Annotated in this window: 11 protein-coding genes; 9 read left to right on the forward strand and 2 right to left on the reverse strand. The window is 27.5% G+C overall.

Translation table 25 applies throughout. The features are described 5' to 3' along the window. Window positions 1-29: 29 nt before the first annotated feature. Window positions 30-3,233 (reverse strand): hypothetical protein, encoded by a 3,204-nt coding sequence (locus tag GW846_03720; protein ID NDK09861.1) that lies wholly within the window; start codon window positions 3,231-3,233, stop codon window positions 30-32. Between the two features lie 149 nt (window positions 3,234-3,382). Here GW846_03720 and GW846_03725 point away from each other — a divergent pair, with 149 nt between their 5' ends. The 4 genes from GW846_03725 to GW846_03740 all read left to right on the forward strand — a co-directional run bounded on the left by GW846_03725 (window position 3,383) and on the right by GW846_03740 (window position 8,202). Then, window positions 3,383-4,546, forward strand: coding sequence for an NADP-dependent malic enzyme (locus GW846_03725; protein ID NDK09862.1), 1,164 nt, complete (start codon window positions 3,383-3,385; stop codon window positions 4,544-4,546). A gap of 84 nt (window positions 4,547-4,630) precedes the next feature. After that, window positions 4,631-6,151 (forward strand): polysaccharide biosynthesis protein, encoded by a 1,521-nt coding sequence (locus GW846_03730; GenBank protein ID NDK09863.1) that lies wholly within the window; start codon window positions 4,631-4,633, stop codon window positions 6,149-6,151. A gap of 1 nt (window position 6,152) precedes the next feature. Further along, window positions 6,153-7,196, forward strand: coding sequence for a UDP-N-acetylglucosamine 2-epimerase (non-hydrolyzing) (gene wecB / locus GW846_03735; protein ID NDK09864.1), 1,044 nt, complete (start codon window positions 6,153-6,155; stop codon window positions 7,194-7,196). A 10-nt stretch (window positions 7,197-7,206) separates the two neighbouring features. Then, window positions 7,207-8,202 (forward strand): polysaccharide biosynthesis protein, encoded by a 996-nt coding sequence (locus tag GW846_03740; protein ID NDK09865.1) that lies wholly within the window; start codon window positions 7,207-7,209, stop codon window positions 8,200-8,202. 23 nt (window positions 8,203-8,225) lie between these two features. Here the strand turns inward: GW846_03740 and GW846_03745 are convergent, their stop codons facing one another. Further along, complete coding sequence (locus GW846_03745; protein NDK09866.1) at window positions 8,226-9,056, reverse strand: hypothetical protein; 831 nt, start codon at window positions 9,054-9,056, stop codon at window positions 8,226-8,228. 141 nt (window positions 9,057-9,197) lie between these two features. Here GW846_03745 and GW846_03750 point away from each other — a divergent pair, with 141 nt between their 5' ends. From GW846_03750 to GW846_03770, 5 genes are read left to right on the forward strand one after another with little or no spacing between them, the layout of a single operon-like run. Next, window positions 9,198-9,959 (forward strand): NAD(P)-dependent oxidoreductase, encoded by a 762-nt coding sequence (locus tag GW846_03750; GenBank protein ID NDK09867.1) that lies wholly within the window; start codon window positions 9,198-9,200, stop codon window positions 9,957-9,959. Between the two features lie 10 nt (window positions 9,960-9,969). After that, on the forward strand, window positions 9,970-10,527 hold the full coding sequence (locus GW846_03755; GenBank protein ID NDK09868.1) for a class I SAM-dependent methyltransferase: 558 nt from the start codon (window positions 9,970-9,972) through the stop codon (window positions 10,525-10,527). A gap of 5 nt (window positions 10,528-10,532) precedes the next feature. Beyond that, window positions 10,533-12,449, forward strand: a complete 1,917-nt coding sequence (locus GW846_03760) for a glycosyltransferase (protein ID NDK09869.1) — start codon at window positions 10,533-10,535, stop codon at window positions 12,447-12,449. Next, window positions 12,440-13,525 (forward strand): glycosyltransferase, encoded by a 1,086-nt coding sequence (locus GW846_03765; GenBank protein NDK09870.1) that lies wholly within the window; start codon window positions 12,440-12,442, stop codon window positions 13,523-13,525. Before GW846_03760 ends, GW846_03765 begins: the two co-directional genes overlap by 10 nt. An 8-nt stretch (window positions 13,526-13,533) precedes the next feature. After that, window positions 13,534-14,406, forward strand: a complete 873-nt coding sequence (locus GW846_03770; GenBank protein NDK09871.1) for a glycosyltransferase — start codon at window positions 13,534-13,536, stop codon at window positions 14,404-14,406. Window position 14,407: the final 1 nt, after the last annotated feature.

Genomic DNA, 14,407 nt, shown 5'->3' on the forward strand with positions numbered 1-14,407 from the left:
CAATTTTTTATTACCTATAGCTAATCTTATTAATCTAAGACTTCATATAATGCCTTGTAACTCATTTGCATATATGGAGTAAGAGTCTTTTTTACTTCATCAAAATTATTAACATCAGTTTCTGATTGTATTACAACATTTTTATAAGGAAGTAGATATTCATATTTATTTTCTGTAACCATATTTTTTGAAATTACCCTTGAAATAGATTCCAAACAGCTCTCTACTTTTTGAGTCCTCATTTCTACTGACCCATAATTTACTCCCGCAAGTTCAATATAGGATTTTAGGTTTTTATTATCTTTAAATACATCATTGGCTAGCTTCAAGCAAACGCTATCGCTGCTTATGAGTTCAACTTTAGGATGTGTAAGGAAAGCAAGGAGATGTTCATATCTTTGAGTTAATCTTTTTTCAGGATCTTGATCTATGGTCGCTGCATTGAGATCTAATAAAATATATCTCAGTCAGAGTTTTCTAAATCGTTCATGGCTCACATCTAAGTTTTCATCATATATATACTCATCAAAAGCAGTGAGAAGAGAATCTTCCATTATTCTTGAACTATTTTCCGTTATAAAATATTTTAAGAATGTCCCAACTCTATATATAACCTGTGTGTTTCTTTGTTCTTGTTTGGGGTAAAGAATAGTTACATACATCTCTTGAAGAAGGCTCTCTATGTCTTCATTGAGTCCTCATTCAATGTTGTAACGAGTTAATTGTTGTAAAACCTGAAATAGTCTTTCAATGTCCTTTATATCACGAACCATTTCAACTACGTCGATGTTATTTGGATCGTCATCAATAATTTCTAGTAATTTATTTCTACTTGAAACAAAAAAATCATTTTGTTCACCTTTTCCTAAATTAAGATTATACAAAATATTAAAATAATCTGGATGAAACTCAAAGACTGCAGCTTCTTCAGTTTGAAGTCATATTTTATAATCTGAATATCACGCAGTTTTTAGGTTAGTAATTCAGTGAGGTATTGCTGAAGATAATAAATATACAGCAATGATTCAAGCCACTATGTAGCTCAGTGATCATGAATATTTTTTGATACCTTGATTTTGAGATTCTAGGGAGTGCTCAAAAGTATTCACTAAAAGTAAAATGAGCACTATAAATACAAAATACATTACTATTCCGTACCAAACAATTCAAAATGCGGAAACAGCCCAAAGTAATAAATAAATACTTAAAAAACTTAAGACTGAAAGAATATTGTTATTATGATTATTTTTTTCCAATGTATAGTATAAATACATTAGTGGAAATACATAAAATAAAACAATGAGTATATATCATCCAGGAAGTCAGAAATTTGAGAATGCTTGTGTAATAACTGCAGATACAGAACTAGGAATATAATACACAAATACCAATGCAATTATACCAGCGAAAATATACATATACTGAATCCTTTTGAAAACCAAGAATAAAAATAATATGGGAAGAAGTGCGAAAAATATAAAACTAATATCTGTAAATTCTCATTTTTGATTAAGTTGAAAACTTAAATTAAATGGAAGCTTTAGATAATTATTTATACCTTCTTCATACCCAAAATAGCGTCCAAAATCTTCATTATTTGTAGTTCATTCATTATTCATCCTGGCATCTCCATTAGACTGTATCTGAGCAAGTTCATTAGGTGTATAAAGATTTGAATAATCTGCTAAAAAATCCTGAGAGTATCATCAAAGTATATATCAAATACTTACAGGTAAATCCGCTTCCCTTTCAGAGATATTTTTAATAAACCAAGGACTGAGTATGAGAAAAAAACCTAGGATAAGAAAACCTATCTCAATAGTTATTTTAATATAATCACTGAGAATATTTTTATTTTTCAGATACGAATATCAAAATATCACTCATGCAAGAACTAAGAATATCAAGGAAATAATAATTCGAGTTTGGGAGCTAACATCTATTGCAACATTCATTATCTTCCAGAGATTTCAGAATGTAAAAATACTGAGAAACAACAAGAAATAAACAAAAAAACCAGAAAGCTGAAATCTTTTATAAAATATCATTCAAAAACCAGCTAATAGAACAAGAAGTGAAGTGACTTTTATAGTAAAAATAAATCAAATAAGTATTCAGATAATAAATAAATATATGTATCTCGTTTTACTTCTCGTTATATGAGCTTCTGAAATATAAGAATATAAAAGTGTAAATGGAATGATAGAAAATGTAAGTAAACCATAATCTAACTTCATATCTTTTGCGAGTTGAAATACACTCATAGGAAGCATAAGAAGGACTATGATTCCGAGTAATGGAAGAGAAAAATATTTTTTATGCTCTCAAATGATATACTTCAATGCAACATACGCGATAACTACAACAGTTACTCACGAGAAAGAATTGAGTAGAAACGCATAGGTTTGACTTCCAAATAAAAATCAGATTCCACTAAAGAGCTCCCAGCCATACATTTTCCCAAGTGGGAGTAACTCTCAAGCTTGAGAAAGAAGTTTTGGATAGTTCATATATACTCCTAAATCATCCCAACCAATTGGAAATGGTCTGTATACATTTATAAAATTGATTCAGAGAAAAAAACTGATTATTCAAACTTGCACTTCATTAATTATTCTCTCAACACTTAAAGAACCATCTATTTTATTTCAAATGGTAACTCGAGATAATTTTGATAGCTCAGGGATACATTCTTTATATCAGATACCAGCACAAATTAAAATCCAAATAGCAATCGCTAGGCCTAAATACAATCACGTTGCTGCAATAATAAATACTCATAGCATAAATATAACAAATCATATTCCAAAGGACATCAGAAATACTATCAATGAATCAAATTTAGAAACATCTAATATTTTTTTTATGACACTGAGTCACAAAGTATAAATCAAAAACCAAAATAATGAGAGTATGAGTAATAATCCAGTAAGTTTGAGGAACAGAAACACTCAAAGTCCTATACTAAGACCCGTAAGTCAAAAATACAAAAGACAGAGTAAAAATAACTGAGAGAAAAATATTCAAACAATTTTATAAATGGTAAATCAACTTTGCTGTTCAATAAATCATATTTCAAATAGTTTATAAGACCCATATAAAACAGCAACAAGAAGTATATAGAGTCAGAAAAAATCTTTAGATTCTCAATGAAATGGAAATACTATATAATAAAGATAAAAACTTACACAGGCTGTCAGAATCAAAAATACAAAACGTGAAATATAATGCATGAATACATATTATAAAGTAGAGCTATTGTGACAATAGTATGATTTTTGTATAGATTGTAAAAGTTTTATATGTCGAGAGTCTTTACATTTCTCTATCTTTTCATACATTATATTTTCATGAAAAAATAATTCTTAAAATATTGTACTGTATGTCAGACTATTCACAAAAATCACTTGAGCTCCATAAAAAGCTGCGATGAAAAATTTGAACCTATTTAAAAGCAGAAATTAATACGAAAGATGATCTCTCAACAGTATACTCTCCTGGAGTAGCAGAGCCATGTCTTCAAATTGCAAAAAATAAGGACAGCGTGTATGACTATACTATGAAAGGAAATACAGTGGCCGTTATTTCTGATGGTTCAGCAGTTCTAGGTCTTTGAAATATAGGCCCAGAAGCAGCCCTTCCTGTTATGGAATGAAAATGTGCACTCTTTAAAAATTTTGCTGGTTTAAATGCATTTCCTATCGTTCTAGATACACAAGACACAGAAGAAATTATAAAAACTATAAAAAACATAGCCCCAGTTTTTGGAGGTATCAATTTAGAAGATATTTCTGCTCCGAGATGTTTTGAAATAGAAGAAAGACTGAAGGCTGAACTTGATATCCCAGTTTTTCATGATGATCAACATGGAACTGCAATTGTGTGTCTCGCGTGACTTATAAATGCACTTGAAATAGTTTGAAAGAAAAAAGAAGACATAAAAGTAGTTATAAACTGAGTATGAGCTGCTTGAGTTGCAATTACAAAACTTCTTCTTAAGTATTGAGTAAAAAATATAGTGGTAGTTGATAGCAGTTGAACTATTTATAAAGGGAGAGAGTGACTTAATCCAGTGAAAGAAATGCTCACTGATTTGACTAATACCATGTGTATTCTCAATCCGGATGGAGAATGATGTATAAAATGATGACTCGAAAGCGCTGTTATATGAACTGATGTATTTATATGAGTTTCTGTTCCTTGAGTTCTCACAAAAGAAATGGTTCAAACTATGAATTCAGATGCTATTATTTTTGCTATGGCTAATCCTATTCCAGAAATTATGCCTGAAGATGCGTATGAAGCATGAGCAAAAATAGTTGCTACCGGAAGAAGTGACTACCCAAATCAAATAAATAATGTATTAGTTTTTCCTGGAATATTTAAATGAGCACTAGAAAAAAGAGTTAATAATATTACAGATGAAATGAAAATTTCAGCAGCGAAGGCACTTGCAAGCGCTGTAGAAAATCCAAGTCCTGAAAAAATAATACCATGACCATTTGAAAAATGAATTGCAGATTTAATAGCTGCTTCAATTAAATAATTTTAATATAAAAATATCTTCCAAATTTGGAAGATATTTTTTTTGAGTATACTGAACTGTAATATTTAAATACTTGTATCATTCATGATTGACCAACATTGATCACTCGCTGAGAAATTCATAAAAAAATGAGTGTGGCTCTATATTTTTAGTTTTATTATAGCTCCGATGGGCTATATTATAAAAATAATAGTTTCTTGAGAACTCAGTGTAAGTGAACTATGAATACTCTATGGAATTATTAGTCTCATCACTATGATTTCTGCATATAATGATTTTTGAATGACGGAAAGCATCAACCATTTTGTTCCAAAATTTGTTACTGAAAAACGATTTGATAAAGTAAAAAGTATTTTGTTATATGCCTTGATTGCTCAGATGAGTACAGGAATATCAATTGCTTTATTTTTCTATTTTTGAGCTGATTATATATCAGAACATTATTTTAAATCTATTGCTGCAGCTTGATCACTCAAAGTATTTGCATTTTATTTTCTTGGAATAAATGTCTTACAAATTTTGACAGTTTTTCTACAATCTATCCAAAATACTTTTCTTCAAAAATCAATCGAGCTGATTAGAATGATTTGTACACTCCTTCTTACTGTATGAGTATTTATGATGGATTACGGTTCACTCGTAAATTATAGTTATACATGGGTATTAGGGATATATATTTGAATTATATTTGCAGTAACATTATTTTATTTTAAATATTTCAAACTATATTTTCAAAATGAGAGAATACTCTGGGATAAAGATTTATTCATAACTATTTTTAAATATTGAGGATTAGTATTTTTATGAAGTCAGGCTTGAGTTATACTCAGTCAAATAGATATGCAAATGATAATTTTCATGCTTGGAACGACTGACGCTTGATATTATACCAACTACCTCTCCATAATATCAATTCCATTTATGATTATAGGTCCAATTTTTGGATTGTTATTCCCTGTTTTCTCAGAGTTACATAGTAAGTGAGAAAATGATAAAATCACACTCGTAAAAAGTATATTTACAAACAATTTTTTAATTATTGGACTAGCATTTAATATATTTTTATTTACTTTCTCTCTTCCAATAGCGTATGTCCTATTTTGAATAAAGTATTTAACTTCTGGAGTTATACTACAATATTCTGTCCTATTTCTTGTTTTTAATTTTTTACTACAAATTAATTTTAGTATTCTTGCTTGAGTGTGAAAAGTTAAAGAAAGACTTAAAATTGTTCTCGCTGCTGTATGAATAAATTTTGTCACTAACATTATATTCATATATTTATTTTGAGTGATTTGAGCCGCAATAGCTACCTGAATTGGTTGGATATACATGTGGGGAGCAACTGAATATTTTACGAGAGACGATTATCCTCTTAAGTTAGATAAAATAAATATAATAAAAAATGTATTATTTTTATGAGTATTATCTTTTATAATACTTTATATATTTTGAAATTTTACATATTTTACTTTCAATATATCTAGGATATTTTGATTTTTTATATTACTATGAACTTCACTTATTTATTTTTGTATATTTTTTATAATAAACTATAGTATGTTTCAGAATTTTTATAGCGAAATAAAAAAACTACGGAAATAATATGAAAAAAATACTTACAATAGTCGGAACTAGGCCAGAACTCATACGAATGAGTGAAATTATTAAATTGCTGGATAAACATACTCAACATATTTTTGTTCACACCTGACAAAACTTTACGAAAGAGTTACATGATAATTTTTTTACTGATTTAAATATTCGTCTTCCAGATTACCAATTTAATCAAATCTGAAAAAATGGTTTAGCATTTATAGGTCAAATGTATCTTGATGTAGAAAAAGTCATCATTAAGGAAAAACCAGATGCTATTTTAATACTTTGAGATACTCACTCTGCACTTTCTGCCTATGTAGGAAAAATGTACTGAGTGCCTATTTTTCATATGGAGGCAGGAAATAGATGTTTTGATGAAACAGTTCCAGAAGAAAATAACCGTAAAATTATTGATTCTCTCTCAACTTATTTATTGCCTTATACCCAGAGAAGTCGTGAAAATCTCCTCTTAGAATGATATCATCCAAGTAAAATTATAGTGACTTGAAATCCAATTTCTGAGGTTATATCAAAATATACTATTATAGAAAATATATCTAAAGAGAAATATGTATTGGTAACACTCCATAGACATGAAAATCTGATTGATAAAAATAAATTAGAAGAAATATTTTCAGCATTAAGAAAAATTTCAGAAAAACAAAAAGTTGTTCTCTCGCTGCATCCGAAATTAAAAAATATGCTTGAAAAATATGATATTAAGTTGTGAGATTACATAGAATGACATCTTCCATTTACTTTTTCAGAATTTATAAGCCTAGAGAAATTTGCTACTTGTGTTTTATCTGATAGTGGAACGGTGCCGGAAGAATGCTCTATATTTAAAACTCCTTGTATATTACTCAGAACTTCGACAGAACGACCAGAGCTCTTAGAAAATAATTCTATGGTACTTAGTGGCACTAGATATGAAGAGATTGTTCAAGCATTCGAAGTTGCAATCAATACAAGCATATGAGAGATTCCATCTGATTATAAGGACTTGAATGTTTCTGAAAAAATTTTAAAAAATATATTACGTCATATTTAACATACATATTATGCATCTAGATTTCAATAATAAAAGAATTCTCATAACTGGTGGGACAGGTTCATGGGGTAATGAACTCACAAAACAACTTCTTGAAAAGTATAATCCTAAACAAATAATAATTTATTCAAGATGAGAGCTAGCTCAAGTTATGATGTCTCGAAAATTTTCTGACTATAAAAATATAAAATATGCAATTGGTGATGTAAGAGATCTTACCAGACTAATGGAATGTATGAAAAATGTAGATTATGTATTTCATCTTGCTGCTTTAAAACACGTACCTGTTTGTGAAGATTACCCAGAAGAAAGTGTGAAAACAAATGTTACAGGAACTGAAAATGTAGTGAAAGCAGCTAAACTCAATAATGTTTCAGTTGTAATAGATGTATCGACAGACAAAGCATGTAATCCAATAAATGTTTATGGGAGTTGCAAGTCTCTTTGAGAAAAACTTATGATTCAAGCCAACGATGAACATTCTACTACTAAGTTTGTTTGTATAAGAGCATGAAATGTAATGTGAACTAATGGCTCAATTATCCCATTTTTTAAGGATTTACTTAAAAATACAGATAAAAAACTACCAATTACTGATATCTGAATGACCCGATATTTTATGACTTTAGAACAAGCAATTTGACTTGTTTTTAAAGCAACAGAACAATGTTTTTGATGAGAGATATTTGTAACTAAAATGCCTGCTTGTAATATTCTTGATATTGCTCAAGTGCTGGCTGATTATTATAAAAAAGAATTAGATTATGAGGTTATATGAATTCGACCTTGAGAAAAACTTCACGAAGAACTTGTATCTGAGTATGAATCAATAAACACAGTAGAGAGTGATAATTTTAGAATTATTCTTCCTATGACTCATAGTTTGGAAAAGCAGTATGACAAATATCCTAAGATGGTTGAACACAAATACACTTCCAATGATGAACTTATGAATAAAATCGAAATAAAACAGATGCTTCAAGACTGATGATTTCTGAGTAATTAAAGAGCTTTAAAGCTCTTTAATTACTATATTCTATCTTTCATTATTTCAGGACCATATCAATTATCACAAAACATAGGATGAGAGAGTATGATTGATAAGCCTGCTCAACCAGGATTATCTTGACTCATATATTGCTCAACTTGAGATAATGGTATTTCTGATACATTCTTGAAATTTAATTGCTCTGAAATTCAAGGTTCTAAAACAGCAAGATAAACAAGGTTTTGAAATCCTCTTTTTTGAAATTTTTGAACTCACATAAATTGTAATGTATCGGGCGTAATATCTATTCCTCACTTAGAACTGAGTCGAGAAGCTGTATAAAATGCAGGGTCTATTTTCCCTTCTTCAGTTATTCAATCTTTAGTATTCATACACCCTCAGATTATATCAATTTGTCCAGCTGCTTCTTGAGAATTGTCAGGTCTTTTATACAAATAAAATGATTCTTTTTCAGGATCATAAAATATACCTCAAGCTGATAAAACTTCATATTTATAAGATTGTAAATTAAGACTTTTAATTCCATTTTTATTACCAGATCTCAAATTGTTAAATGCATGATAGGTCTCATATTTCCCTATCTGAGCTTCTAATATGTTAACTATTCAATTTTTAACTTCAATTTTAGGATTTATAATAATATTTCCATTCGTTGTCTGAATAAAATCTTCATATCCATCAACTCACCTATTAGTTCCTGCTCGTTTCACTTTTCATTGTTCCGAGAGGATTTTATTTACATCATCATTAAAAGCATCACGTATTCATAAAAGCTTTGGATTAATATCAAAGTTAATTTCTTTTATTCATACCTGTGTTATTTGCTGCCAATCTCTCTCTAAAGTTTTCATATTTAATATGATTAAGCATTTTTAATATATTATAGATTATAATATATTGATAGCAAGAGCAAACAAGTGCTATTAAAAATATTAACTGTGAATTATAGTCATTTTTGTTATACTTTTTATAATTACTTGTTTCATATATTTATGACTGACACTAATATAATTCTTATAACATGAGGTACTTGAAGACTTGGAAAAGCATTTAAAAAAATATTGCCTCAAGCACTGTTTCCTAGTAGAAAAGAGATGGATATTTTAGACAGTAAAGATATTGAACAATATATAGTTACATTTAAACCAGATACAATTATTCATCTTGCAGCTCTTGCATCCATTCCAAAATGTGAAGAGAATAAAGATCTTGCATGGAACACAAATGTCCTTGCAGCGAGAAATTTAGTTGAAATATCAAAAAAACATTGAGTTAAGAAATTTATTTATCTACAATCTGCATGTATTTTTAGCTGAGAGGAAGACTTTATGTATGACGAGGATAGTATTCCTGCTCCGAAACATTATTATGGTCTCACAAAACTTATAGCAGAAGAAATAATTAAATCTTATAATTCAGATATTTTTCAAACTATTATAGCTAGAACAAATTTTACAACAATGCCTTGGGAATATCCTAAAGCCTTCACAGATCGTTTCGGAACATATTTATTTGCACAGTGAGTTGCAAAAGGAATATTGGAAATAATAGAGACTAAAACAAATTTACCAATAATTCATATTTGTTGAGATAGAGAAATATCTATGTTTGAATACGCAAAGCTAGGAGGAAGTATAGTTGAACCTATGACATTGGATGATTACAATTGACCTGCACTTACTAAAAGAATGTCACTTACAACTAAATATTGGCACACATATAAAATAGAGGATAGTAATTTTAACGATAACTAAAATGCAAAAAATGTTTCAAAAATTTAAAAAATTATTAATAAAAAGTTCAAATGATAATTGGCACGAAGATTTTATTGTTCATTTAGCAAAGGTACTAAAACCAAATGTATATGTAGAACTATGATTATATAAATGTGAATTATTTAATAGAATTATTCCTCATTCTAAGAAATTAATTTGAGTTGATTTATCAACTGATGCTTGAAAATATATGAAAAAAACTGATAAAACTACATTTTATAACATGACCACAGATGAATGTTATTTAAAATTAAAAGAACAAAACTTGAAAATAGATTTATTATTCATTGATGCAAACCATTCAAAAGAATCTGTGAAATTAGATTTTGATAACTATTTCAATTTGGTTTCGGATCAATGAGTCATTCTGCTTCATGATTGATTTCCAAGAAATAAAAAATTTACAGAAAGTGGTTATTGTTGAGATTGATACCTAGCAATAAAAGAATTAACACAAGAAAAAGATAGATACGAAATGATGACAATACCTATGCATCCATGAGTAACAATTTGTAGAAAAAGAAAAAATCATTTAGATTGGAAATAAAAAATATGGAAAATAAATTCTTAGATTTCAAGCCAAAAATTTCTATTATATGTCTTATTTATAAAAGCAATGAATGGTTAGATTTCATATATAATCAAGTATTAAAACATACTGATATGTGAAATGTAGAGTTCTTTTTTATTGCTAATAATGCATCACTTGAAGTAAAAAATTATTTGGTTCATAATTATATCCCACATCACATATTTGAATCTAACGAAGTTCAAAAAGAAGAGTGGTATATTAATAATGTTTATAGATGATATAACTATTGAGTAGAAAAAGCAAAGTGAGAATATGTTGTTTTTATTAACTCTGATATGGCTTTTTCAAACGATTGGCTACCAAATCTTACAAATAAATACAACTGAACTAATTGCATCGCATCAAGGCTTATTGAATCAGGTAAATATTTATCTTGAAAATACTGACTAGAAAAAAACTTTGGTACAGAATTTTTTAATTATCAAGAATCTAAATTTCTCGAGTTTACAAATCATTATAAACAAGAGAATATATTAAAAAACGGTGGATTATATATGCCTTTATTTATTAAGAAATCTGATTTTCTTAAAGTATGATGATATCCGGAATGAAACATATTAGATTGATCGGATTTATATAAACCGATTATTGCAAAAAAATGAGAAAAAATTTCTTATACCTGAGATGAGGCACTGATTGAGAAATTAAAATTGCATTGAATCAATCATACTACTTCTTTTGACTCTATAGTATATCATTTTCAAGCTGGAGAATTATCTTATAATCTTAAAAATGAAATTGAAAACAAGTTAAATATTTGTATATACAATGACATAGTTTGATGAACTATGTGAGAAAAGGTATTATGGAATTATTTAATAGAAAAACTCCCTTGAAATGTGTTTTGAATAGATAAAAGGATTGTTTGAAAAGAAGGTAATTTAGGTAAAAAAGTAAATTCACTTATCCAAGAGAAATATAGAAATACAGGTTTGATAATTCAAAATGCTACTTTTATAGAAAAAATGGATAACGAGATTCCAACAATTATGTATCTACAAGATGACATAAGAAAAATGTGATATAGTACTATATTACAAGAAGATAACTTAAAAAAATCAGACTTAATAATCAGTAATTCACTTTATACTAAAGAGTCTTATTCAGATTATGATTCTGAAGTTTTAGCTATTTGAGTAGATGAAAATATATTTAAACCACAAAATAAGTCTGAATTAAGAAATAAATATTGAATCCCAAACTGAGATGTTTGAATATTTGTATGAAGTTTAAATGAGGCAAAATGATGGGATGAGATTAAAAACATAATAATTTCAGACACATCAATATCTCATTGGATTATTGTGAGTAAATATAAAGAAGAATTTAAAAGTGAAAAAATTAGTTTTTTTTCTCAAGTATCTCAAGAAATTCTTTCTGAGCTTATTAATTGTGCTAATTTCTTTATATTAGGATCTAAAGTTGAAACTCAGTGCTTAGCTGCAATAGAGGCAGCACTTTGTGATGTTCCAATCATTATGAGAGACATTTGAATATTCCAAGAATTCACTCAATGAGAAAAAAATAAATTATGAATATTTTGAAATGATTTAGAACAATCAATATTTATTTTTTTGAAGCATAAAAATTTCTATACACCAAGAGAAGTAATAATGAATAAAGAAATAAATATTAACAAGATGATTGAAAAATGGATTGAGCTTATTTCTAGGTTTTTAATCATTCAAAAATCAAAATCTAGTTTGAATTGAGTCACATATAGTAAACCCAATGTGTTTTATAGAATTGAGATATATATTAGAAGGAATATACTATCTATTGCCTGAATAGAAAATTTCAACATAAATAATATTTGGAATGCAAATTTCTATAAAAAAGTAGTCTATAATATATATATAAAAATCGTATGAAAATAGTTACTTTACTCCCATTATATAATCATATTGATCGGAAATTTTATTGAAAAGACATAATTCAAATTTGAGAGACTTTTAAAAAAGTAAAGTGATTTAATTTCTCTTTTTGGTCATTAAATAAACAAGCGAAGAGATTATCAGTTGAGGGTACACAATATGAATGAAGTAAAAATATTATTTCTCTTTTATGGAAGTTAATAACAAAATCTAAGGAGATTGATATTTTACACTTGTACTGAATTAAAAGAGATACACTATTCATCTCTATAATTTATAAATTTTTTAATAAAACATGATTTATCTATGTAAAATCTGATTCGTCTTTATTAAGAAATTGAATAGATACAAGGACTAGTTTAAATATAATACCAAACATAATTTTAAGAATTTTCTTAAAAAATATAAATGTATTAGGACTAGAAGATAAAACTTTACTTAAATATTTTAAAAATCGATTTCCTAAATTTCAGAATAAATTTATGTTCCTTCCTTGTTGAGCTGTTGAACTAGAAAATGATGAATTAATTTTAAAAAAAGAAAATATTATTACTCTTTGCTGAAGATTTGGAGCTAAGGAGAAAAATTTTGAGATTATTATTGACATGCTATTAGAAGAAAATAATGATTTTTTAAAAAATTGGAATATTCAATTTATTTGAGAAATTCATACAAACTTTCAAGATAAAATCAATCATCTTTTAAAGCTGAAACCAGAATTAAAAAATAAAATAATATTACATTGATTTATATATGACAAAAAAGATTTATATAAACTTCTGAACAAATCTAAAATATTCATTATCACTTCCCTCTCAGAGTGAGAACCAAATGTTCAGTTTGATGCAATGTATTGTTGAAATGTAATGTTGAGCAGAGATGTATGAACTATAAGACAGAATTATCCTGAAAAATTTACAATTTTCTTTGATGATCTATGAAATTTAAAGTCTAAACTAACAAATATAATAGAGAAAACTAACGAAATGAATATATCAGATTATCAGTGAATTAAAGATATTTGTATTAAAGAATTTACATGGGAAAAGTCACTCAAGCCACTTTTAGATAAATTTTAATCTACTTTATGAAAGTATCAATCATTATTCCAGTTTACAACTGAGCTAATTTTTTAGAACTGGCTATAAATAGTGCACTCAATCAAAGCTATAAAGATATAGAGATTATAGTAGTAAATGATGGTTCTAATGACAATTGAGAAACTGAAAAAGTAGCACTTTCTTTTAATGACAAAATAAAATATTTCTACAAAGATAATTGATGAGTTTCAAGTTCACTAAACTACTGAATACAAAAATCAAATGGAGCATATATATCTTGGTTATCTCATGACGATATCTATCACGAAGATAAAATTAAAAAAAGTATTGAGCATCTAAAAAGCATTGATAGTTGAAAAAATATAATATTTACAGATTATAAACTTATATCAGAGACGTGAGAGTTCTTGAAAAACATAAATAGTCCAAATAAAATAGAGGATGTATTTTTTGGACTGATTTCAAATACTTTCGCTCTCAATGGTTGCACTCTTCTCATTCCTAAGGAAGTATTTACAAATATATGATATTTCAATACAAAGTTAAAAACAACTCAAGATTATGATATGTGGTTAAGATGCTTAAAGTGATGATATAAGTTTATAAATCTTTCAGAAAATCTTGTAGACTATAGAATACACGGAAATCAAGATAGTATAAAAAAGAAGTCACTCTTCCATAAAGAAATAAAGGATGCTCAAAAAAAAGTACTCTTAAGTTTTTCTATTGATGATATAAATATATGAAGTTGAAAAAAAATAAATAAACACCTCACTTATATATATTTACGATATTTATTTATAAAAAATAATATTCTCCTTTCTCTCACTTCTTTAAGTCAAAAACTTTGATTTTATGACTTTTTAGCTCCTATTTATAGAAAACTATTTATAAAATAAT

The sequence above is a fragment of the Candidatus Gracilibacteria bacterium genome (assembly GCA_010119145.1).
GTDB lineage: Bacteria > Patescibacteriota > Gracilibacteria > BD1-5 > UBA6164 > JAACSU01.